At 65.4% G+C, this 22568-nt stretch carries 18 protein-coding genes and 1 pseudogene; 3 read left to right on the forward strand and 16 right to left on the reverse strand.

The features are described from left to right. Window positions 1-11: 11 nt before the first annotated feature. From nuoN to ACIBG0_RS06485, 14 genes are all read right to left on the reverse strand, one after another. Window positions 12-1622 carry an NADH-quinone oxidoreductase subunit NuoN gene (nuoN, locus tag ACIBG0_RS06420; protein WP_397029799.1) on the reverse strand — a complete coding sequence of 537 codons (1611 nt, stop codon included), beginning with the start codon at window positions 1620-1622 and terminating at the stop codon, window positions 12-14. Continuing rightward, window positions 1619-3238, reverse strand: a complete 1620-nt coding sequence (locus ACIBG0_RS06425) for an NADH-quinone oxidoreductase subunit M (protein WP_397029801.1) — start codon at window positions 3236-3238, stop codon at window positions 1619-1621. The genes nuoN and ACIBG0_RS06425 overlap by 4 nt, the downstream gene beginning before the upstream one ends. Next, entirely contained in the window at window positions 3235-5121 is a 1887-nt protein-coding gene (gene nuoL, locus ACIBG0_RS06430; protein ID WP_397029803.1) for an NADH-quinone oxidoreductase subunit L, read from the reverse strand. Before nuoL ends, ACIBG0_RS06425 begins: the two co-directional genes overlap by 4 nt. Before the next feature lies 1 nt (window position 5122). Then, window positions 5123-5422, reverse strand: coding sequence for an NADH-quinone oxidoreductase subunit NuoK (nuoK, locus tag ACIBG0_RS06435; RefSeq protein ID WP_194813637.1), 300 nt, complete (start codon window positions 5420-5422; stop codon window positions 5123-5125). Next, window positions 5419-6303, reverse strand: a complete 885-nt coding sequence (locus ACIBG0_RS06440) for an NADH-quinone oxidoreductase subunit J (protein ID WP_397029805.1) — start codon at window positions 6301-6303, stop codon at window positions 5419-5421. Before ACIBG0_RS06440 ends, nuoK begins: the two co-directional genes overlap by 4 nt. Next, window positions 6300-8105 carry an NADH-quinone oxidoreductase subunit NuoH gene (gene nuoH, locus ACIBG0_RS06445; protein ID WP_397029807.1) on the reverse strand — a complete coding sequence of 602 codons (1806 nt, stop codon included), beginning with the start codon at window positions 8103-8105 and terminating at the stop codon, window positions 6300-6302. The genes ACIBG0_RS06440 and nuoH overlap by 4 nt, the downstream gene beginning before the upstream one ends. Continuing rightward, window positions 8098-10620 (reverse strand): NADH-quinone oxidoreductase subunit G, encoded by a 2523-nt coding sequence (locus ACIBG0_RS06450; RefSeq protein ID WP_397029808.1) that lies wholly within the window; start codon window positions 10618-10620, stop codon window positions 8098-8100. Before ACIBG0_RS06450 ends, nuoH begins: the two co-directional genes overlap by 8 nt. Next, window positions 10617-11930 (reverse strand): NADH-quinone oxidoreductase subunit NuoF, encoded by a 1314-nt coding sequence (gene nuoF, locus ACIBG0_RS06455; protein WP_397029810.1) that lies wholly within the window; start codon window positions 11928-11930, stop codon window positions 10617-10619. The genes ACIBG0_RS06450 and nuoF overlap by 4 nt, the downstream gene beginning before the upstream one ends. Window positions 11931-11932: 2 nt before the next feature. Further along, entirely contained in the window at window positions 11933-12640 is a 708-nt protein-coding gene (gene nuoE / locus ACIBG0_RS06460; RefSeq protein WP_397029812.1) for an NADH-quinone oxidoreductase subunit NuoE, read from the reverse strand. Then, a complete protein-coding gene (locus ACIBG0_RS06465) occupies window positions 12637-13971 on the reverse strand; it encodes an NADH-quinone oxidoreductase subunit D (protein WP_397029814.1) in 1335 nt (444 codons plus the stop codon). Before ACIBG0_RS06465 ends, nuoE begins: the two co-directional genes overlap by 4 nt. After that, window positions 13971-14741, reverse strand: coding sequence for an NADH-quinone oxidoreductase subunit C (locus ACIBG0_RS06470; RefSeq protein ID WP_397029815.1), 771 nt, complete (start codon window positions 14739-14741; stop codon window positions 13971-13973). The genes ACIBG0_RS06465 and ACIBG0_RS06470 overlap by 1 nt, the downstream gene beginning before the upstream one ends. Beyond that, window positions 14738-15292, reverse strand: coding sequence for an NADH-quinone oxidoreductase subunit B family protein (locus ACIBG0_RS06475; protein WP_040690435.1), 555 nt, complete (start codon window positions 15290-15292; stop codon window positions 14738-14740). Before ACIBG0_RS06475 ends, ACIBG0_RS06470 begins: the two co-directional genes overlap by 4 nt. Before the next feature lie 76 nt (window positions 15293-15368). Then, window positions 15369-15737: an NADH-quinone oxidoreductase subunit A gene (locus ACIBG0_RS06480; protein WP_371856371.1), complete on the reverse strand. Its 369-nt coding sequence runs from the start codon at window positions 15735-15737 to the stop codon at window positions 15369-15371. 408 nt (window positions 15738-16145) lie between these two features. Next, window positions 16146-16481 carry a hypothetical protein gene (locus tag ACIBG0_RS06485; RefSeq protein ID WP_397030238.1) on the reverse strand — a complete coding sequence of 112 codons (336 nt, stop codon included), beginning with the start codon at window positions 16479-16481 and terminating at the stop codon, window positions 16146-16148. Between the two features lie 270 nt (window positions 16482-16751). Here ACIBG0_RS06485 and ACIBG0_RS06490 point away from each other — a divergent pair. The 3 genes and pseudogenes from ACIBG0_RS06490 (at window position 16752) to ACIBG0_RS06500 (ending at window position 20150) form a co-directional block, all read left to right on the forward strand. After that, window positions 16752-18294 (forward strand): annotated as a pseudogene (locus ACIBG0_RS06490) (hypothetical protein). A 3-nt stretch (window positions 18295-18297) separates the two neighbouring features. Then, complete coding sequence (locus ACIBG0_RS06495) at window positions 18298-18741, forward strand: hypothetical protein (RefSeq protein WP_397029818.1); 444 nt, start codon at window positions 18298-18300, stop codon at window positions 18739-18741. After that, window positions 18738-20150 (forward strand): hypothetical protein, encoded by a 1413-nt coding sequence (locus ACIBG0_RS06500; RefSeq protein ID WP_397029819.1) that lies wholly within the window; start codon window positions 18738-18740, stop codon window positions 20148-20150. Before ACIBG0_RS06495 ends, ACIBG0_RS06500 begins: the two co-directional genes overlap by 4 nt. A 135-nt stretch (window positions 20151-20285) precedes the next feature. Here ACIBG0_RS06500 and ACIBG0_RS06505 read toward each other — a convergent pair whose 3' ends face one another. Beyond that, the gene (locus ACIBG0_RS06505; RefSeq protein WP_397029821.1) at window positions 20286-21143 is read right to left on the reverse strand and encodes a class I SAM-dependent methyltransferase; all 858 of its coding nucleotides are present in this window, start codon (window positions 21141-21143) and stop codon (window positions 20286-20288) included. Between the two features lie 399 nt (window positions 21144-21542). Beyond that, complete coding sequence (locus tag ACIBG0_RS06510) at window positions 21543-22409, reverse strand: LysR family transcriptional regulator (RefSeq protein WP_397029823.1); 867 nt, start codon at window positions 22407-22409, stop codon at window positions 21543-21545. Between the last annotated feature and the right edge of the window lie 159 nt (window positions 22410-22568).

A 22568-nucleotide genomic window follows, 5' to 3' on the forward strand; every position in this document is an offset into this window, starting at 1 on the left:
TCGTGACGGGGTCAGCGAACGAAAGTCGATGCGCGGTCGGACAAGTCCAGCAGCATTTGCGGGATGACTCCGAGCAGGACCGTGGCGCCCGCGGTGAATGCGACGACCGTGGTGGTGAGGAATGGCGAGGCGACGGTCGGGGCGTCGGCGGGTGGATCGGTGAAGAACATCAGGACGATGACGCGGATGTAGAAGAATGCGGCGATGGCGCTGGAGACGACACCGACGATGACCAGATAGGCAGCGTCGCCGGAGGCGGCGGCCTGGAAGACCGCGAACTTCGCGACGAAGCCACCGGTGAGGGGCAGGCCCGCGAACGAGAGCAGGAACAGCGCGAAAATCGTTGCCAGCCAGGGGGAGCGGCGGCCGAGGCCCGCCCACTGGGACATGGCGGTAGCTTCGTCACCTTCGACATCGCGGACCAGGCTGACGACCGCGAACGCGCCGAGCGTGCCCAGACCGTAGGCCAACAGATAGAACAGGATGGCCGAGGTACCGGCCTCGTTCGCCGCGGCAAGACCGGTCAGGATGAATCCGGCGTGCGCGACCGAGGAGTAGGCGAGCATGCGCTTGACGTCGGTCTGGGTGATCGCCATGATCGCGCCGATCACCATGGTGGCGATGGCGATAGCGGCGAGCACCGGCCGCCAGTCGTCACGCAGACCGGGCACCGCGACCTGCAGCACCCGCAGCAGCGCACCGACTGCCGCGATCTTCGTCGCCGCGGCCATGAAGCCGGTCACCGAACTCGGCGCGCCCTGATACACATCTGGCACCCAGGACTGGAACGGCACCGCACCGATCTTGAACAGCAACCCCACCGCCAACATCGCCACCCCGAGCAACCCCAGGGTGCTGTTCTGCGGATGCTGCGTTATCGCATCGGCGATCCCACCGAGCTTCACCGTCCCCGCCTGCCCGTACAGCAGTGCGACCCCGTAGAGGAAGAACGCGGACGAAAACGCCCCGAGCAGAAAGTATTTCAGCGACGCTTCCTGCGAGAGCAGCCGCTTGCGCCGTGCCAGCCCACACAGCAGATACAGCGGCAACGACAACACCTCCAACGCCACGAACATCGTCAGCAGATCATTCGACGCCGGGAACAGCAACAGTCCCCCGATGGCGAGCATGGCCAGCGGGAACACCTCGGTGGTCGCGACACCCGCACGGACAGCGGCCATTTCACCCGCGCTACCGGGCACCGCGGAAGCCTGTGGGGTGAACGCGTCCACCCCACCGCCGACGGCGGCCGCGGCCACACTCCACGTCCCGGGACCCGAACGTACCCGCGGTCGCGGTTGCGCACCGCGCTCGGCCATGAACAGCAGCGCCAGAATCGACACCACCAGAATCGTGCCCTGCAGAAACAGTGTCACACCGTCGATCGCCACCGCACCGACCATCACGGTCGCCTCGGTCCCGGACAACCGCACCACCGCCACCAGCGCCGCGACCAACCCGGCCAGCCCGAGCGGCACCTGGATGGCATACCGATGCCGGCGCGGCGCGAACGCCTCGACGAGCACCCCGACCACCGCCACCCCGAACACGATCAGCATCGGCGACAACTTTGCGTATTCGATACTCGGCGCGGGCATACTTGCCGCGAGCAGACTGCTCATTTGTGGGCACCTCCGTGATCGGCCCCCGCTGCGGGGATCGCGGGCGTCTTCGGCGCGGGATCGTGGACGCCAATGGTGGTGAGTGTCTGACCCACCGCGGGATTGATGAAATCCAGCACCGGTTTCGGATAGATACCGAGGAACAGCAGCGCCGCGATCAACGGCACCACCACCGCCACTTCGCGCGGCACCAGGTCATAGAGCCGCTCGTTGCCCTCCTTGACCGGCCCGGTCATCATCCGCTGGTACATCCACAGCACATACAGTGCCGCCAATACCAACGCTGCGGTCGCGATCACCGCCGCGAATCCGTAACGGGTGAATGTGCCGAGTAGCACCAGGAATTCGCTGATGAACGGTGCCAGCCCCGGCAGCGACAAGGCGGCGAGACCGGCGATCAAGAAGGTGCCCGCCAGCACCGGCGCCACCTTCTGCACCCCGCCGTAGGCGGCGATGGCCCGAGTTCCCCTGCGCGACACCAGGAATCCCGCGATCAGGAACAGTGCCGCGGTCGAGATGCCGTGATTGACCATGTAGAGCGTGGCCCCGGTCTGCCCCTGACTGGTCATCGCGAAGATACCCAGAATGATGAATCCGAAGTGTGAGATCGAGGTGTAGGCGATCAGCCGCATCACATCGGTTTGTCCGATCGCCAGCAGCGCGCCGTAGATGATGCCGATCACCGCGAGCGTGATCACCAGGGGTGCATAGGTTCCCGAGGCATCCGGGAACAACTGCAGGCAGTAGCGCAACATGCCGAAGGTGCCGACCTTGTCGACCACCGCCATCATCAGCACCGCACTCGACGGCGTCGCGGCCACCGCCGCATCCGGCAGCCAGGTGTGCAACGGCCACAGCGGCGCCTTCACCGCGAAGGCGAACATGAAACCGAGGAACAGGGCATTCAACACCGCAGGACCGGCGCCGAGCTGTCCGGCATTGGCCGCCGCCACCACGGTGCGGAAATCGAAGGTGCCCGACGATCCGGACCCGAGTCCCTGCCGCGCGGTGAGCACATACAGCCCGATCACCGCCGCCAACATGATCAGACCGCCGAACAGGTTGTACAACAGGAATTTCACCGCTGCCCGCGAACGCTGCTGACGATGTGCGAGATCGGCACTGCGCGGTCCGAATCCGCCGATGAGGAAGTACATCGGGACGAGCATCGCCTCGAAGAACACGTAGAACAGCAGAATATCGAGCGAGACAAAGGAAATCAGCACCATCGCCTCGACGAGCAGCGTCAACGCGACATAGGTGTGCGAAACCCGGCGCCCGCTGCCGACCTCGCGCTCATCGTTCCAACCGGCCAGGATCAGCAGCGGCGCCAGCGCCGTGGTGAGCAGCACCAGCACCAGTGCGATCCCGTCCAACCCGAGTGTGTAACCCGCGCCGAAAGCCGGAATCCACTCGTGCGATTCGACGAACTGATATTGCGCCGCACCGGGTTCGAAGCGCACGGCCAAGACGATGCCGAGCACCAGCACCGCCAATGCGACACCGAATGCCAGCCCGCGCGCCAGGGTGCGCCGCGACGCGGGCAACAGCAGCACCACCACCGCGCCGACGACGGGCAACAACCACAGCGTGGTCAACCAGGGATAGTCACTCACCAGAGCCTCACTGCCAGCAGGGCGGCGGCCACCAGTGCCGCGCCGGTGAACATGGACAGGGCATAGGACCGCACGAACCCGGACTGCACCTTCCGGATGCGCCCGGACAGTCCGCCGATCAGTGCGGCGGTCCCGTTGACGATGCCGTCGATGCCGCGGTTGTCGAGGAAGACCAGTGACCGGGTCAGATACGCGCCGGGACGCATGAATACGCCCTCGTTGACCGCATCGCCGTAGAGATCCTTGCGTGCCGCGACGGTCAATGCCGATACGGCTTCCGGCGCGGTCTCGGGAACTTCACGCTGCGCGTACTGGTTGTAGGCGAAGCCGATCCCGATGGCGACCACGAGCAGTGCCAGGGCTGTCACCACGCCAGCGGGCACGACCTCCTCGCCGTGATGCGCCCCGACAACGGGTTCGAGCCAGTTCTGCAGCGACGATCCGAGCACGAACAGCCCACCCGCGGCCACCGAGCCGATCGCGAGCAGGATCATCGGGCCGGTCATCACCGCCGGTGCCTCGTGGGGGTGCGTATCGGGCTTCCAGCGGCGATCGCCGAAGAACGTCATCAGCATGACGCGCGTCATGTAGAACGCGGTCAGCCCGGCACCCAGCAGCGTCACCGCGCCCAAGGCCAAACCGCTTGCGCCGCCCTGGTTGAACGCCGCCTCGATGATCCGATCCTTGGAAAAGAAGCCGGCGAACGGCGGCACTCCGATGATCGCCAGATAGCCGAGCCCGAAGGTGATGTAGGTGACCGGTAGCAGTGTGCGCAGCCCACCGTAGCGGCGCATATCGGTTTCGTCGTCCATCGCGTGCATGACCGATCCGGCGCCGAGGAAGAGCCCGGCCTTGAAGAAGCCGTGGGTGAGCAGGTGCATGATGGCGACCGCGTATCCGGCCGGGCCGAGGCCCGCGGCCAGCACCATGTATCCGATTTGGCTCATGGTGGATGCCGCCAGTGCCTTCTTGATGTCGTCCTTCGCGCAACCGACGATCGCACCGAACAACAGCGTCACCGCACCCACCAGCACCACGCCGAGCCGCGCGTTGGGCGCGAGATCGAAGATCGGCCCGGAGCGCGCGATCAGATACACACCCGCGGTCACCATGGTGGCCGCGTGGATGAGTGCGGAGACCGGTGTCGGACCCTCCATCGCGTCACCGAGCCAGGACTGCAGCGGCACCTGCGCGGACTTACCGCAGGCGGCCAGCAGCAGCAACAACCCGATCGCGGTGAGCGTGCCCTCACCCGCCTGCGGTGCGGTCGCGAACACCGAGCCGAAGTCGATCGAACCGAAGGTCGCGAACATGGTGAACATGGCGATGGCCAACCCCATATCACCGACCCGGTTGACCACGAACGCCTTCTTGGCGGCGGTCGCCGCGGTCGGCTTGTGGTACCAGAAACCGATCAGCAGGTACGAGGCCAGACCGACGCCTTCCCAGCCCAGATACAGCACCAGGTAGTTATCCGCCAGCACCAGCAGCAGCATGGCCGCGAGGAACAGATTCAGGTAGGCGAAGAACCGCCGCCGTCCCGGATCATGGTTCATATAGCCGACGGAATAGATGTGGATCAGCGATCCGACGCCGGTGATCAGCAGCGCGAAACACACCGACAGCTGGTCCAATTGGAGGCTGAAGTCCACCTGCAACCCGTCGACCGGCACCCAGCTGAAAAAGTCCTTGTGGATTGCGCGGGCAGCATCGCCACGGTCGAGCATGTGGAAGAAGGCGACGGCGGCGAAGCCGAACGAGGCCAGCGCGGTGGCACAGCCCAGCAGATGCCCCCACTTGTCGCTGTAGCGTCCGACCAGCAGCAGAACGATGGCACCGGCCAGCGGCAGTGCGGGCAGCACCCAGAGCGTTGCGGTATCCACGTCAGAACTTCAGCAGGTTGGCGTCGTCGACCGAGGTCGAGCGGCGGGCGCGGAAGATGGTCATGATGATGGCCAGTCCGACCACGACTTCGGCCGCGGCGACCACCATGGTGAAGAACGCGAACACCTGACCGTCCAGGTTCGAATGCAGCCTGGCGAAGGTGACGAAGGCGAGGTTGACCGCATTGAGCATCAACTCGATGCACATGAACACCACAATGGCGTTGCGTCGCAGCAGCACACCGGCCGCGCCGATGGTGAACAGCAGGGCCGACAGGAACAGGTAGTTCTCAGGATTCACCGCTTGCCTTCCTCGTCTGCCTCGCGGGCGGGGGTTTCGGACTCATCGACCTCGGCGGCGAAGGTCGGGGTCGTACCGACCGAGATGACCGCCGCCTCGGTGAGGGCCCTGGTGCGGCGGTGCCGCAGGATGGTGCTGACCGACAGCTCCTCGAAGGATCCGTCCGGCAGCCGCGCCGGAATATCGACCGCGTTGTGCCTGGCGTACACACCGGGTGTCGGCAGCGGCGTGGCGCGATCGGAGGGCCGGGCCGGATCGTAGGCGCCGCGGAAGCGGCGGCGCGAGAGCTCTCGCTGATCCAGGCGCGGCCCGAAATTCTCCCGGTGCGCCAGGATCATCGCGCCGATGGTGGCGGTGATCAGCAGTGCGCCGGTGAGTTCGAAGGCCCACACATATCGGACGAAGATCAGTTCGGCGAGTTGGCCGATCACGTCTTGGTAGGCGAATCCCATTGCCGGATGGTTGATTCCGGAGTTGCGGATGCCGTTGGCGATACCGCTGATCAGCAGCAGCCCGAAGCCGAGTCCGACCGCGGCGGCCGAGAGCCGCTGACCGCGCAGTGTTTCCCCGAGCGATTCGGGGGAGTCGACGCCGACCAGCATGAGCACGAACAGGAACAGCATCATGACCGCGCCGGTGTAGACGACGATCTGCACGACGCCCAGGAACAGCGCGTCCTGGGCCATATAGAAGGTGGCGAGCACGATCATGGTGGCGGCCAGGCAGATCGCCGAATGGACGGCCTTGCCCGCGAATACCATGCCGAATGCGCCGATGACGGCGAGCGGGCCGAGGATCCAGAATTGGACGGCCTCGCCGGTGGAGGTGTGGGTCAGTGGCTCGGCGGCCAATGTCTGGGCGGCCAGGATGAATTCGGTCACCGCGGGCCTCCTTCCGCGCCCGCGGCGGCGGGCTCCCTATCCGAACCGCTTTCACCGCCCGGCACCTTGCCGCGGTAGTAATCGCCTTCGGTCGTACCGGGATACATGGCGTGCGGCGGTGCGGTCATGCCGGGCTGCAACGGGGCCAGCAGCCGGTCCTTCTCATAGATCAGGTCGGCGCGGTTGTCATCGGCCATCTCGTACTCATTGGTCATGGTGAGCGCCCTGGTCGGGCACGCCTCGATGCACAATCCGCAGCCGATGCAGCGCAGATAGTTGATCTGGTAGACCTGTCCGTAGCGCTCGCCGGGTGAAAAGCGTTCGGTCTCGGTGTTATCCGCGCCCTCGACATAGATCGCGTCCGCGGGACAGGCCCATGCGCACAGTTCGCAGCCGATGCACTTCTCCAGACCATCCGGATGCCGATTGAGCTGGTGGCGGCCGTGGTAGCGGGGCGCGGTCGGGACCTTCTGTTCCGGATAGGACTCGGTATTGGGCTTCTTGAACATGGTCAGGAAGGTGACTGCGAAGCCCATCAACGGTTCCAGCAGTCCCGCTTTGGGTTCTGGACGCCGTGTCGATGGATCCGGCAGCGGCGGCGTCGGGAATCCGAGGAAGACCGCCGTGCCGGATGCCACCGGGGCGGGTTCCTCGACCGTCGGTGGCGCGGCTTGTCTGCGCCCGGCCCGCAGGAACATCAGCAGGATCAGTCCAGAGATGATGATTCCGCTGATCACCAGCAGCGGCGTCTGGACTTCGTAGCCCTCGTTCTGCAGCAGCCGCGCGGTGGCGACCACCATCACCCACAGCAGCGAGGTCGGAATCAGCAGTTTCCAACCGAGATTCATGAACTGGTCGTAGCGAAGGCGGGGCAGCGTGCCGCGCAACCAGATGAAGACGAACAGGAACGTCCACATCTTGGCGATGAACCACAGCGCGGGCCACCAGCCGGAATTCGCGCCGTCCCACAGGTTGATCGGGAACGGTGCGTGCCAGCCGCCGAGGAACAGGGTGGTGGCGAGCGCGGAAACCGTTGCCATGTTGATGTATTCGGCCATCATGAACATGGCGAATTTGAGCGAGGAGTATTCGGTGTGGAAACCGCCGACCAGCTCGCCTTCGGCCTCGGGCAGATCGAATGGCGCACGGTTGGTCTCCCCGACCATCGACACGCAGTAGATCAGGAACGACGGCAGCAGCAGAAAGACATACCAAGTGCCTTCCTGCGCCTTCACGATGCCGGAGGTAGCCATGGTGCCGCCGAGCAGGAACACCGTCGCGAAGCACAGCGCCATCGCGATCTCGTAAGAGATCACCTGCGCGGTCGAGCGCAACCCGCCGAGCAGCGGATAGGTCGAACCCGACGACCAGCCCGCCAGCACGATGCCGTACACGCCGATCGAGGTGATGGCCAAGATGTAGAGCACCGCCACCGGCAGATCGGTGAGCTGCAGCGCGGTCCGGTGGCCCAGGATCGATACTTCCGGGCCGATCGGGATGACCGCGAACGCCATGAATGCGGGCACCACCGAAATGACCGGCGCCAGAATGAAAATCGGCTTGTCGACGATGGCCGGGACGATATCTTCCTTCAGCGCCATCTTCACACCGTCGGCGACGGCCTGCAGCGTGCCCTTGGGCCCGACCCGGTTCGGTCCGACGCGCATCTGCATCCAGGCCACGATCTTGCGCTCCAGATACACCGCCATCATCGGCGTGAGCAGCAGGAAGGCGAAGATCGCCAGGGATTTCCCGATGACGAGCCACAGCGGGTCGTGACCGAAAAGAGAGAGATCACTCATGACGGTGTTCCTTCATCCTCTCGTCGGCGCGGTACAGCTGCACCACGCCGCCCGGCTGGGTGGCGAGCTGTTCGTTGACCGAGCAGCCCGGCGAATTCAGCGGCAGCCACACCACTCGATCGGGCAGATCGGTGATCAGCAGCGGCAGCGTGACAGCGCCGCGATTGGTGGCGACGACGATCAGATCGTCATCGGCGGCAGCGATTTCGGCGGCGGTGGTGGGAGACAAGCGCGCGACCGGCGGCCGCGCGACACCGGCCAGATTCGGCTCGCCGTCCTGCATGCGGCCCTGATCCAGCAGCATCCGCCAGCCGGACAGGATGGCGGTGCCGGGATTGGGCTGGGTCACCGGATGCGGCCGATGCGCGGGTGCGGGCGCCGCCGGACCGGCCCAGGCGCCGAGTTCGGCGAGTTCGGCGCGCGCGGATTCGGTATCGGGGAGTCCGAGCGTCACCTTCATCTCGCTCGCGATGGCCTGCAGCACCCGCTGATCGGATAGCGGCGCGGGTTCACGGCGCACCATCGAATCGCCGAGTGCCGCATCGAATTGCCGCGGTCGGCCCTCCCAGGTACGGAAGGTGCCGGATTTCTGCATCGCCGAGGCCACCGGGAAGACGACATCGGCGCGTTCGGTGACCGCGCTGTGCCGCAGCTCCAGGCTGACCACGAACCGGGCGGCGTCGATCGCCTCCAGCGCCGCTTCGGGATCCGGCAGGTCGGCGATATCGACACCACCGATGACCAGCGCGCCCAAGTTCGGCGCGGCCTCCAGGATGGCTGCGGTATCGCGACCCGCGGTGACCGGCAGTTCATCGACATTCCAGATGGTGCGAACCTGTTGGCGCGCACGGGGATCCACGACCGGGCGACCACCGGGCAGCAGGCCGGGCAGCGCGCCCGCTTCGACCGCACCGCGTTCACCTGCACGCCGTGGCACCCAGGCCAAGGCGGCACCAGTTTCATCGGCGAGCCGCACGGCCGCGGACAGTGCGCCCGGAATTCCGGCCATCCGCTCACCGACCAGTATGACCGCACCCGGCTGGCGCAATAGCTGTGCTGCTGTCGCCGAAGCGGCGGAATCCGTCTCACCGGTGCGCAGGCCATCGAGCAGATGTGGCTCGGCACCGGGCACGGCTTGCAACAGCGTGCCCGACATCCGGTCCAGCCCGCGCGAAGAGTATGCGGTGAGCGAGAAGATCGGCACACCGCGCTTGCGTGCCGCCTTGCGCAGCCGCAGGTAGATGATCGGTGACTCCTCTTCCGGCTCCAATCCGGCAAGCAGCACGACCGGAGCGCTCTCCAGGGCGTCGTAGTCGACGGTGACACCCTGTCCGGCGATGCGGGCGGCCAGGAAATCCGCCTCTTCGGCCGAATGCACCCGGGTGCGGAAGTCGATGTCATTGGTGCCCAGGGCAACTCGGGCGAATTTGGCGTAGGCGTAGGCGTCTTCCTCGGTCACGCGACCGCCGACCAGCACGCCCGCGCTGCCGAAGGCCGATGCCAGCCCCTCCGCGGCGGCGGCCAGGGCCTCGGACCAGGATGCGGGGGCGAGGTTGCCGTCCCATCCGCGCACCAGCGGTGTGGTGAGCCGGTCGCGTTCGGTCGCGTAGGTGAACGCCCACCGTCCCTTATCGCAATTCCACTCCTCATTGACCTGCGGGTCGTCACCTGCCAAGCGGCGCAATACTTTTCCGCGTCGGTGGTCGGTGCGCTGGGCGCAGCCCGATGCGCAGTGCTCGCAGACGCTCGGGCTGGAGACCAGATCGAAGGGGCGGGCCCGGAACCGATAACTGGTGCCGGTGAGCGCACCCACCGGGCAGATCTGCACGGTGTTGCCGGAGAAGTAGGAGTCGAACGGTTCGGCCTGTGCGGTGCCGACCTGTTCGAGCGCTCCGCGATCCATGAGTTCGATGAACGGATCCCCGGCGACCTGCTGCGAGAAGCGGGTGCAGCGGGCGCACAGCACGCAGCGTTCCCGGTCCAGCAGTACCGCCGTGGACAGCGGAATCGGCTTCGGGTAGGTGCGTTTCACACCATCGAATCGGGTTTCGGGCCGTCCGCTGGACATCGCCTGGTTCTGCAGCGGGCATTCACCGCCCTTATCGCAGACCGGACAGTCGAGGGGATGGTTGATGAGCAGCAGCTCCATCACCCCCTCCTGGGCCTTCGCGGTCGCAGGGGAAGTCAGCTGGGTGTGCACGATCATGCCGTCGGTGACGGTCATGGTGCAGGAGGCGACCGGCTTGCGCTGTCCCTCCACTTCGACCAGACACTGGCGGCATGCGCCGACCGGGTCGAGCAGCGGGTGGTCGCAGAAGCGCGGAATCTGGATGCCGATGAGTTCGGCGGCCCGGATCAGCAGGGTTCCCGCCGGGACGCTGACCTGGGTGTTATCGATGGTGACGGTGATCAGGTCGGCGGGCACGAGTCCGCTTGTATTGGTATGCACAGTGGCAGGCCCACCCGTCACCCGGCTGCCGCTCCCCATCGAATCGCTGCGCGATGCTGTACTCATTTCACTCCTTCGGCCCAGGCGGTGGATCGCGCGGGATCGAACGGGCAGCCGTCGAGCCGCAGATGGTCGACGTATTCCTCGCGGAAGTACTTCAGCGAGGAGATAATCGGGCTGGCCGCACCGTCGCCGAGTGCGCAGAACGATTTGCCGTTGATGGTGTCGCTGATATCGAGCAGCTTGTCCAGATCCGATTCGGTTCCCCGGCCCGCTTCGATCCGCTTCAGCAACTGGACGAGCCAGTAGGTGCCTTCACGGCAGGGTGTGCATTTACCGCAGGACTCGTGGGCATAGAACTCGGTCCACCGCAGCACCGCGCGCACTACGCAGGTCGTGTCGTCGAAAATCTGTAATGCCTTGGTGCCCAACATGGATCCGGCACCGGCGACACCCTCGTAGTCGAGCGGCACGTCGAGGTGTTCATCGGTGAACAGCGGCGTCGACGAACCACCGGGCGTCCAGAACTTCACCTCATGTCCGGCACGCACGCCACCGGCATAGCCGAGCAGTTCGCGCAAGGTAATGCCCAGTGGCGCTTCGTACTGCCCCGGCCGGGCTACGTGCCCCGACAGCGAGTACAGCGTGAAACCCGGGGACTTCTCACTGCCCATGGACCGGAACCAAGCGGTGCCGTTCAGAATGATCGGCGGCACACTCGCAATGGATTCCACATTGTTGACCACCGTCGGGCAGGCATACAGACCCGCGACTGCTGGGAACGGCGGCCGGAGTCGCGGCTGCCCGCGCCGGCCCTCCAGCGAATCCAGCAGCGCGGTTTCCTCACCGCAGATATATGCCCCGGCACCGGCGTGCACGATGAGTTCCAGGTCGTAGCCCGAGCCCAGAATGTTCTTCCCGAGGAATCCGGCCGCATACGCTTGCGCCACCGCGGCCTGCAGCCGCCGCAATACGGGTACGACCTCACCGCGCACATAGATGAACGCGTGCGCGGCCCGAATCGCATATGCCGCGATGATGACGCCCTCGATGAGGGTGTGTGGGGTGGCCAGCATGAGCGGAATGTCCTTGCAGGTACCGGGTTCCGACTCGTCGGCATTGACCACGAGATAGTGCGGTTTGGTGACCCCATCCGGCCCAGGCCCCTGCGGAATGAAGCTCCATTTCATCCCGGTCGGGAAGCCAGCACCGCCGCGCCCGCGCAGACCCGCGTCCTTGATGGTCTGGATGACCTGATCCGGATCCATGCGCAGGGCTTTGCGCACCGCCTGATAGCCGTCGTGGCCGCGGTAGTGCTCGATGGTCCAGGACTGCGGGTCGTCCCAGTACCGGGTGAGTACGGGAGTCAGTGTCATGTTCATTCCTCGCCCGGCTTCGGTTGCGGCGCTTGCATATTCTGTTCCTGCGCAACGCGCAGACCGGCCAGCGTCGCCTCGCCCGCCGCACCGTCGAGCACGCCCGGGCGCTCGTCCGGGAACCCCGCCAGGATGCGCGCGGTCTGCTTGAACGTGCACAGCGGCGCACCGCGCGTCGGTGTCACCTGTTCGCCGCGGCGCAGCGAATCCACCAGTGCGGCAGCCGATTCCGGGGTCTGATTGTCGAAGAACTCCCAATTGACCATCACGACCGGCGCAAAATCGCAGGCCGCGTTGCATTCGATGTGTTCGAGGGTGATCGAACCGTCTGCTGTGGTTTCGCCGTGCCCGATGCCGAGTTGGCGCTGCAGGGTCTCGAGAATGGCGTCGCCGCCCATTACCGCGCAGAGGGTATTGGTGCAGACGCCGACGTGATAGTCGCCGGTCGGGGTGCGCCGATACATCGAATAGAAGGTCGCCACCGCGGTGACCTCCGCACCGGTCAGTCCGAGCTGCTCGGCGCAGAATTCGATGCCGGTGCCGGTGACACAGCCCTCCTCGGCCTGCACCAGATGCAGCAGCGGCAGCAGCGCCGAGCGCGGCTCCGGATAGCGGGCGATGATCTCCTTGGCATCGACCTCCAATCGCTCGCGCACGAAAGCCGCGAACGGCTGCGGCCGGGTGGACAGCTTCAACAGGATCTCGGTCATCGGTCAACTCCGCCCATCACCGGGTCGATGCTGGCGACGGAGGCGATGACATCGGCGACCATGCCGCCCTCGCACATCGCCGCCACCGCTTGCAGATTCGTGAACGAAGGGTCGCGATAGTGCACCCGATACGGGCGGGTGCCGCCATCGCTGACCATATGCACACCGAGTTCGCCGCGCGGCGACTCCACCGCCACATACACCTGTCCCGCTGGGACCCGGATCCCCTCGGTGACCAGTTTGAAGTGGTGGATGAGCCCCTCCATCGACGTGCCCATGATGCGGCCGATGTGCTTGGGGGAGTTGCCGAGGCCGTCCGGTCCCAGCTGCAGGTCCGCAGGCCAGGCGAGTTTCTTGTCATCCACCATCACCGGACCCGGGCGCAGTTTGTCCAGGCATTGCTCGACGATCTTGAGTGACTCCTTCATCTCCGCGACCCGAATCCAGTAGCGGCCGTAGCAATCACACCCGGTGGTGGTGGGCACCTCGAATTCGTAGTTCTCGTAACCGCAGTACGGCGCGGCCTTGCGCAGATCATGCGGCAGACCGGTCGACCGCAGTACCGGACCGGTGATGCCGAGTGCCATGCAGCCGGTGAGGTCCAGGTAGCCGATGTTCTGGGTGCGTGCCTTCCAGATCGGATTCTGGGTGAGCAGATGATCCATATCGCGCAGCCGCTTCGGTAAGAGCTTCAGCAGCTCACGGACCTTGGTGACGCCATCGTCGGGCAGATCCTGGGCCAGACCACCGGGCCGGATGTAGGCGTGATTCATGCGCAGGCCGGTAATGTTCTCGAAGACATCCAGGATCAGTTCGCGTTCCCGGAAACCGAAAAGCATCGGGGTGAGCGCGCCCAACTCCATACCACCGGTCGCCAGCGCGACCAGATGGGAGGAGATGCGATTGAGCTCCATGAGCATGACGCGAACGATGGTGGCGCGCTCGGGAATCTGATCCTCGATATCGAGCAGCCGCTCGACGCCGAGGCAGTACGCCGTCTCGTTGAAGAACGGGGACAGATAATCCATCCGGGTCACGAAGGTGGTGCCCTGCGCCCAGTTCCGGAACTCCAGATTCTTCTCGATGCCGGTGTGTAGGTAGCCGATGCCGCAGCGGGCCTCGGTGACCGTCTCGCCCTCGATTTCCAGGATGAGCCGCAGCACGCCGTGTGTGGAGGGATGCTGCGGGCCCATGTTGACGACGATGCGTTCCTCACCCGCGCCGTCGAGGGTTTCGGTGACCGCGTCCCAGTCCTGGCCCGCGACCGTGACCACAGCGGGTTCGGGCCCGGTGTCGTGGTGGACGCCGGGCCGGGTGTCGATGTCGCTCATTACTTGTACGCCCTCCGCTCGTCGGGCGGCGGAATGCGCGCGCCCTTGTACTCGACCGGGATCCCGCCGAGCGGGTAGTCCTTGCGCTGGGGGTGGCCACGCCAGTCGTCGGGCATGGTGATGCGCGTCAGCGACGGGTGCCCGTCGAACAGGATGCCGAAGAAGTCGTAGGTTTCCCGCTCATGCCAGTCGGTGGTCGGATACACGCTGAACAGCGACGGAATATGCGGGTCGGCGTCCGGTGCGGAGACTTCGACGCGCAGGCGCCGATTGTGGGTGATGGACATGAGGTGATAGACCGCGTGCAATTCACGGCCCGCGTCGTCCGGGTAGTGCACGCCGCTCACGCCGAGGCAGAGCTCGAAACGCAGTGCGGCGTAGTCGCGTAACGCCTTGGCGACCGTCACCAGATGTTCGCGCCGCACGTGCAGGGTGAGTTCGCCGCGGAAGACGATCACCTTCTCGATGACGGTCTCCCAACTGGTGCCGAGCGCGCCCAGTGCGGCGTGCAATTCGGTGACCAGCTCGTCGAAGTAGCCGCCGTAGGGTGCCGGGGTGCTGCCGGGCAGCGTCACCGGTCGGACCAGGCGGCCGTAACCGGAGGTGTCGCCGGTGCCGCTGACACCGAACATGCCGCGGCGCACGCCGATCACCTCGGCAGGTGGCGAATCCGGCTCCGGTGGTGTGCCTTCCGGGCCCGCGGTGGCCGCGGCGTCGACGAACTCCTGCGGTGTCCTGGTTTCGGTATTGTCGGGGGAGTCGAAGGTCATCGCAGCAGACCCTCCATCCGGATGGTCGGCGTGGACGCCAGCGCCGCCGCTTCGGCGGCGCGGATGGCCTCCTCGCGGTTGACGCCGAGTGGCATCTGCTGGATCTTCGCGTGCAGTGTCAGGATCGCGTTCAACAGCATTTCCGGCCGCGGCGGGCAGCCGGGCAGATAGATATCCACCGGCACCACATGGTCCACGCCCTGCACGATGGCGTAGTTGTTGAACATGCCGCCGGAGGACGCGCAAACGCCCATGGCCAGCACCCATTTCGGTTCGGTCATCTGGTCATAGACCTGACGCAGCACCGGCGCCATCTTCTGGCTGACCCGGCCCGCGACGATCATCAGATCGGCCTGCCGCGGTGAGGCGCGAAACGCCTCCATACCGAAACGGGCGATATCGAAACGTCCTGCGCCGGTGGCCATCATCTCGATGGCGCAGCAGGCCAGCCCGAAGGTGGCCGGCCACAGCGAGCCCTTGCGCAGATATCCAGCGAAATCTTCGACCGTGCTCAGCAGAAAGCCGCTGGGCAGTTTTTCCTCGAGACCCATGTTCGACTAACTCTCACTTCCACTGTGCGTGCGGCCCGACGCGGCGAAATGCCTTGTGGGCCTTGCGTATGGGCGATCAGTCCCAGCTGAGACCGCCACGGCGCCATTCGTAGGCGTAGGCCACCGAGACGTTGAAGATGAACAGCGCCATCGCGGCGAGACCGAAGAGACCGAGCGCATCGAAGTGGACAGCCCACGGGTAGAGGAACACGATCTCGATATCGAAGATGATGAACAGCATGGCGGTGAGGTAGTACTTCACCGGAAAGCGTTGTCCGGTAACATTTCCCGGCCCACCCGCGACGGCGTGCGGTGTCGGTTCGATGCCGCACTCGTAGGCCTCCTGTTTGGCCCGGTTGTAGCGCTTGGGGCCGACGAGGGCCGAGAGAATGACGGAGAACACCGCGAACGCGGCGGCGACCGCGCCGAGGACCAGAGTGGGCATCTCGATATTCACGACTGCACTTCCCCTCCTTGCGAGCTGTAGCTGGCGGTGGGCGTCATGTCCTCCGACGGCGCCGGGGTGTGATGGTCGGCGTCGGAATCATGACGGCAGCTTCCGAGGCGGGCTGACTTCGTTGTCCGCCTCGGTCAGACTCGCCTCATGGCCTGCTCGCACCGCGCGGGTCTGTCATATCGAGGCCCGCGCTCATGTGAGCTACGGCACAGCCTACAACCGACGCCAGGGTTCGACCGTTTATTCGATTGGGGACTTTGATCGAAAACCGGACTGCTATTTATGACTGAATCGGGGTAATCCGACCCGTCGGATCGCTAGGTGATAGCACCGTCACGTGACATCGAAGTGCCCGCGTCCTGCGAGAAGACGCGGGCACGAGATTCGGTGATCGGGTCAGGCCGCCGGGCGATTGTGCAATACCGCGACGACGGCCTCGGTCAGCCGGAGCGGATCGATCGGATGAGCCACGGCAGCCTCGGCGCGCGACCAGTTCGCGAGCCAGGCGTCGTCGGGGCGTCCGGTGAGCACCAGAACCGGTGGACACTCGGCGATCTCGTCCTTGAGTTGCTTGGCGATGCCGAGCCCGCCCGCCGGGGCGGATTCCCCGTCCAGGATGGCCAGGTCGATACCGCCCGCATCCATCTGCTCGATGACCACGGGCGCGGTCGCCACCTCGAGGTATTCGAAGGCGGGCAGCTCGGGGTGCGGGTTTCTGCCCAGGGCCAGCATTACTTGACGCCGGGTATCGGCGTCGTTGCTGTAGACCAGGACCCGCAGTGGGGTGGAACGAATCGCGTCGGCCACGCAGGGATGGTACGTCGGGGCGGGGGTGCGGCGTGGCAGGTTGGCCCAGATTGGTCAGCGCGCGTCACCCTGTCGCCGGACGGGGGCGTGGAATGCGTGCGGGGGCAAGGTGATCGAAAGTGATTGCCTGGGGGATGGCAGCCGGCGCAGCCGGCGGGGTGGGTGAGCTCAGTTCGGGCCGGTAGCATCCCGAAAATGCGGGGAGATATCACGCGCGAACTCGTCGAAACCGACGTGTGGACCGACGAGATGGTGGGCCGGGCGGGCATTCCGGTGGTGGATGTGCCGTTCGTGACCATCGGCAGCGGGATCGGTTCCTTCGTCACCTATGACACCCTGCGCATCTACGGCGTTCCCGCGGCAGCGATGGCGGTGCTCGGCCCGCAGGAGGTGCCGTGGTCGTCGTATGAGTATCTGACGCGGGTCTCGCAGATTCCACGCGGGGAGCGATTGCGCAGCGACTCGGCTTCGACGCCGGACAATATCTGGGGCTTTCCGTCCTATGCGGTGCGTGAGGCATTGGCGGAGAAAACGGTCCGGCCGTTGTGGAATGTGTTCACCGAGCCGATCTTCAGCAATTACTACACACCCCGGGCGGGGCAGGCGTTCGTCGCGATGGAACGGGAGTTCCATCGGATCGGATACGCGGATTCGTTGCACAAAGGGCATGTGCGCATGGTGCGCAAACGTGCTGGCGGTGGGTATTTCAGCATCCTCACCCCCGCCCTCGGGTGCGGCCCCGACCAAGCGGATCGCCTTTCGCAGCACGTATGTCCACCTGGGCGTCGGTTATCCAGGGCTGAAGTTGTTGCCGGATTTGCAGGAGTATCGGGAGAAGTACCGGGATCCCACACGGGTAGTCAATGCGTATGAACCGCATGAACACGTGTATCAGGCACTACAGCGCAGGCCGGGGAAGGTGATGATCCGTGGTAGTGGGATCGTGGCCAGCCGGGTATTGCAGCGTCTCATCGATGACCGAGACAAACTGCGGCTCGATACCCAGATACTGCATCTGTTTCGGCACTATGTGGCCGCAGCACACGGACCGAATATTTTCAGTCGACGCAGGGGCGGCGACGGCTGGTCCTACCAGGGATTCAACTATCCGAAGTCGGTTTGGGGCGGACAGCTCAAAGCGAAAATGCGCGCACTGCAAGGAGCGCAGCGCGCGCAGGCCTACCAGGAGATGGGCGGGACCAACACCCCGCTGCGCTCGAATTGGCAGGAGCAACTGCGGCGCGGACGGAAGCAGGGGTGGTATCAGGTGATGGCGGGTAGTGCGCGCGATCTGCGCCCCGCGCGCGGGCAGAGCGGGGTGACCACCACGATCGTGCCGGATCCCACGGCGGCACTGCCGTTTCCGCCGCCGACCCAGCCGTTCGACATTTCGGCCGATTACATCATCGACTGCACCGGGCTGGAGGCCGATGTGCGCGAACATCGGTTGCTGGCGGATCTGCTGGATCATGCCGGGGCCGGGCGCAATCCGGTGGGACGCATGGATGTGGCGACCACCTTCGAGTTGATCGGTACCCGAAGTGGCAGCGGACGCATCTATGCATCAGGTAGTGCGACGCTGGGTGGACCGTTTCCGGGAGTGGACACCTTCCTCGGGTTGCAAATCGCGGCGCAGGAGATCGCGGACGACCTTGCGGCACTGGGTTTCTGCGAGCGGATGGGACCGCTGCGGTCGACTCGGCAATGGTGGTTGTGGGCTACGAACAAGAAGATCTGATCGATGCTGCTTACCTTGAACGGGCGGATCCAGACCCGCGTACTCGCGCTCGGCATTATCGGATTGTTGGTCGCGGCGATCATTACACCGGTTCTGCCGATCGGACCGCTGTCACTGGGCAATGCCTATCGGGTGACGTTGTCGGTGTTGCTGGCGACCGTGCTCATCGGCGTACTGTGGGAATTGCTCTACCACTTTCTGCAGCAATTCCGGTGGGAGAAGGACTGGCCCACGCTGTTCGGCTTCTGGACGGTGATCAACGAGGCGGCGCTGATGTGGGTCCTCGTAGACCACACCACCATTGTGCTGCCGCGTGCGTTGCATCCGTCGCTGACGGCATTCCTCATCCAATTCATCGTGACGTGGATCGTGTTCTGGCTCATCGTGAACGGGCCGATGCGGGTGGTGTTGCATCGGTGGCGGTTCCAGGGTGGGCGATTTCTGTGAGTCCGCAGCTCGAAGTGCTGCCGGGAGGTACACACCTGATCGCGAACGATGGCGGCGTTGTGCTGGTCGTCGTGCACCGTTCCGACATTGCCGCCGACGCCGAATCGCCTGCGGCGCGGACGATGGCGGCCCTGCTCGAGCTGGTGCGCGAGGCCGGTGCCGCGGAGTTGCCGCGCAGCGGACGCCTGTTCGCACGACTTGCCACCACGTGGCTGATGAGTCTCGACGACGAGGACCACGTGGAATTCGGAGTGATCACCCCGAGCGCGACCGGCGTGGCGCTATTCCTGCACGGCGAGGTGACCGCGGTGCTGGAGAGCTCGGACCGCACCGAAATATTGCGCGGCAGGGACGCCGGATTCACGGTCGACCGCGTGGTGATCCCGGCACCCGAGATCGGGATCGGGCTGTTCGTGGACGAAGACGGGATGACCGAGTCGGCGCTGCCCGGCCGCGGCATCGCCGGACTCGGTGACGGAACGGTGCCTGGTGCCGGGGCGGTGTTGTGGTTCGGGGTGCCTGTGTCGGGTCGTGCGCCGGCGGTGCGGAGCTCTCCTGAGGTCGACTCGGTGCGAGATGGAGTGCTTCAGGCCGTCGCATCGGCGGACGGTGTGGCAGCAGTGCCGCGGGTCGAGGATGCCGACCGGCACGAATTCGCGAGTCAACCGGTCGAAGTTATCGGTCCGGTGGCGATCAGGTCGCAAGTCCAGGTCGAGCCGCAGCTGGAAGGCGGTGCGGTGCGGCCGCCGATCGGGGGCGGATCGGCGGGAAAGGCGGCGCCATGGGAGCGCGCGTCCGCGATGGGCATGCGAAATATGGCGCCGAGGAATGCGGTATCGAGCGTCGGAGAACGGCGGCGGGTTGGTCTGCGGAAGGGCACGCAGTTCGAGATCGGCGTGCCGGAAGTGTCTCCGAATGGGGTCGGCGGCAACGGAAGGGCGGTCGTTCGGGGGTTCATGTGCTCGCGGCAGCATCTGAACGACCCGCGGGTGTCGTTCTGCGCGGTATGTGGGATTCGGATGGATCAACTGACCTGTGTGTTGACCGAGGGAGTACGACCTCCGCTGGGATTGTTGATGCTCGATGACGGGACATCGTTCGTACTCGATAACGACATCGTCCTCGGACGAGAACCCGAACACGCCGAGGCGGCGCGGCGCGGCGCGCGACCGATCCGGTTGCCGGACAGTTCGGGGGCGATGTCACGGGCGCATGTGGAGGTTCGGCTCGTCGAATGGGATGTCGCGGTGGTCGATCAGGGTTCGGCCAACGGCACCTACATCCGCATGCCCGGCCACCAGGATTGGATCCGCGCCATGCCGAACCAGCTCACCACGCTGGTCGCCGGTGCCCAGATCCTGCTCGGTGGCCGCATCCTCACCTTCGACTCCCAACACAGCCAGTTCTGACCCGGAACCTGTCCTTAGCAGGCCAGCTGTAGTCGTTGGCGACGGGGAGGCATCTGCCAGCTCCTTTTCGATCAACTGTCGAACCAGCGCAGTTGCGGCTGTCGGGATGAAACGAAGTAGACCCGGACGCGGGCACTAGTCGCGCTGGAAGCGGACGATGCCGGACCAGGGGTTGCGGCCGGGTTTGCGTGGGTTGGGCTGGGGGAGATAGGTGAACGGGCGCAGGTACCAAGGGGCGCGGTCGAGTTTGCGGGCGTGCACGAGCAGATGTTCGATTTCGCGCGGATGCCAGCCGAGATCCTCGAAGTAGGCGACGCCGTTGCGTGGTTCGAAGATAAGGGGTGCGTTCTCGAACATCGAACCCGAGCGCATGCGGTGCATCGCCACGGTGACGTCCATGACCCACCAGCGGATCTCCGGCCGCGAGAGGGCGGCGGCAATGATGCGGACCGTCGCCTCCTCCAGATACATCAGCAGACCTTCGGTGAGCACCAAAGCCTTTGTGGCGGGCGTATTTTCGGGCCCGAGAGGGCCGAGCGCCCAATCCAGGAACGTCGCGAGCGCGGCCGGATCGGCCAGGTCGACACTACGGCGGATCAGCGCACAGTGCGGGTTCTCATCCGCGAGGGCGGCCTCCTTCTCCGCGGTGAGCGCGGGCAGATCGGCCTCTACCCAGACGAAATCGTCGGGCAGATCCAGGCGGTAGGGTCGGGTGTCGAGTCCGGCGGCGAGATTGAGCACGCGGTCGCAGCCCTCGGCGATAGCAGTCGCGATCAGGTCGTCGATGATTTTGGTTCGGGTGACCACCGGCCAGCCGTTGCGCATCATCCGCGACGCGGCCGCCACCATGGCATATCCGCGCGCACCGGCCAGGCGTTCGGCGAGCGGATCGCGGAAGAGCGCATCCTCGCGCGCGGTCTCCATCGCGCGATAGGCGGCCACCCAGCGCGCGGTATCGGACACATTCGAAATCAACGCTTCCCCACCAGCCATGCGCGCCAGTCTGGCACAGCGGTGCCCCTCTGCCGGGGCAGGGTCCCCCGCGGGGCATCCGATAGAATTGCGGCCGAGAAATCGGGCCACATGATATTCACGGGCTTGTAACAGCGAAACCTGCTGCTGAGCTGGTATTCGGTTCAGAATCATTCCAGCGGCGAATTCACCGCCGACAACCTGCGCGATCATTTTGATCGCCAGTCGGGTGGAGTCCGGGTGCCGTGCCCCCGGACTCCACCGCCCGGGGATCCGGATAGCTTGTGCGCCACCCGCTTCGGCTGCTCGGCGAGCGCAGTGATGTAGCGGTCGATCCGGCGTGGGCGACCACCATTCGACTGCGTTCGACGTACCCCCCGAGCCACGGCTCGAGACGGCAGGAGCTATCCGGCCGCGGCGCTAGCCGGGGTGGAAGGCGTGCGCGCCCACTTCGGTTGGATCGAGCAGATGGGCGAGAAACAGGCGGGCGGTCGGGGTGGGAGTGCGAGTGGTGACGGCGTGCCATGGACGGTCCATGGGGGTGCCGTCGACCGGAAGAACCTGCAGCAGACGGGATTCCAAGTCTTGGGCCAATGCGTCGGTGTGAATGAGGGTCACGCCCAAACCTTCACGGGCGGCGGCCAGGACAGCACCGTGGCTGCCGAGGGTGAGGGTGGGTGGGAAGATTTCCAGGTGATCGATGAGGCTGAGGGTGGCGTCGCGGGTGCCGGAGCCGCGGCCACGTAGCAGCCAGGTGCTGCGCAGCGGATCGGGGCAGCCGGGCGCGCCGACGACGACGAGCTGACTGGGCCGTCGGGCACGGATGACCAGCCCGGTGTCGCGTGGCGGGCGCCCGGCGATGACGAGATCGGTTTCGTGGTGGTGCAATTCGAGGAACAACACGTCGCGCGGGTGCACCGACAGACTCAGTTCGATATCCGGATAGCGATTCCGGAATGACGCCAGCGGCCCGAGCAGCACATACTCACCCGCCGTTGCGACCACACCGATCCGCAGCTTGCCGGTTTCGGCCCGGCGAACCGCGGCATTGGCCTCTTTCATCAGGCCGAGGATGGTGCGGCAATATTCGGAGTAGACCCGCCCGGCCTCGGTGAGCGCGATACCGCGCCCCGCCTTGGCGATGAGCTTTGCCCCGAGCTGTTTTTCGATGTGCGCGACGGCCGCGGAGACGGCGGCCTCGGTGATGTGCAGCTGGGTCGCAGCACGGCGAATGCTGCCGTGTCGAGCTACGGCCAGGAATGTTTCCATCCTCGTCGCACTCACCATGCCCACAATCCGACGATATCAAACTCAATGAATCCGTTGAGTATTCCGAGGAACAATCAAATTGTTTGTCATCGGCAACGCCGTCATCCTTGAACTCAGTAGGCGTTCACCCCACGTCTCAGGCGCAGCATCCCGCACAACACCCGAGCCGAGGTGTCC

Origin of the sequence: Nocardia sp. NPDC050630 (assembly GCF_044457245.1) — a bacterium.
Taxonomy (GTDB): Bacteria; Actinomycetota; Actinomycetes; order Mycobacteriales; family Mycobacteriaceae; genus Nocardia.

What these genes read in the sequence shown, in the direction of transcription:
- nuoE (WP_397029812.1), bottom strand. Translation starts at nt 12,640, where the DNA reads ATGACCGAGATCCTGTTGAAGCTGTCCACCCGGCCGCAGCCGTTCGCG.
- ACIBG0_RS06480 (WP_371856371.1), bottom strand. Translation starts at nt 15,737, where the DNA reads ATGCCCACTCTGGTCCTCGGCGCGGTCGCCGCCGCGTTCGCGGTGTTC.
- ACIBG0_RS06470 (WP_397029815.1), bottom strand. Translation starts at nt 14,741, where the DNA reads ATGACCTTCGACTCCCCCGACAATACCGAAACCAGGACACCGCAGGAG.
- ACIBG0_RS06510 (WP_397029823.1), bottom strand. Translation starts at nt 22,409, where the DNA reads ATGGTGAGTGCGACGAGGATGGAAACATTCCTGGCCGTAGCTCGACAC.
- ACIBG0_RS06495 (WP_397029818.1), top strand. Translation starts at nt 18,298, where the DNA reads ATGCTGCTTACCTTGAACGGGCGGATCCAGACCCGCGTACTCGCGCTC.
- nuoF (WP_397029810.1), bottom strand. Translation starts at nt 11,930, where the DNA reads ATGACACTGACTCCCGTACTCACCCGGTACTGGGACGACCCGCAGTCC.
- ACIBG0_RS06465 (WP_397029814.1), bottom strand. Translation starts at nt 13,971, where the DNA reads ATGAGCGACATCGACACCCGGCCCGGCGTCCACCACGACACCGGGCCC.
- nuoN (WP_397029799.1), bottom strand. Translation starts at nt 1,622, where the DNA reads ATGAGCAGTCTGCTCGCGGCAAGTATGCCCGCGCCGAGTATCGAATAC.
- ACIBG0_RS06450 (WP_397029808.1), bottom strand. Translation starts at nt 10,620, where the DNA reads ATGAGTACAGCATCGCGCAGCGATTCGATGGGGAGCGGCAGCCGGGTG.
- ACIBG0_RS06475 (WP_040690435.1), bottom strand. Translation starts at nt 15,292, where the DNA reads ATGGGTCTCGAGGAAAAACTGCCCAGCGGCTTTCTGCTGAGCACGGTC.
- ACIBG0_RS06485 (WP_397030238.1), bottom strand. Translation starts at nt 16,481, where the DNA reads ATGCTGGCCCTGGGCAGAAACCCGCACCCCGAGCTGCCCGCCTTCGAA.
- ACIBG0_RS06505 (WP_397029821.1), bottom strand. Translation starts at nt 21,143, where the DNA reads ATGGCTGGTGGGGAAGCGTTGATTTCGAATGTGTCCGATACCGCGCGC.
- nuoH (WP_397029807.1), bottom strand. Translation starts at nt 8,105, where the DNA reads ATGAGTGATCTCTCTCTTTTCGGTCACGACCCGCTGTGGCTCGTCATC.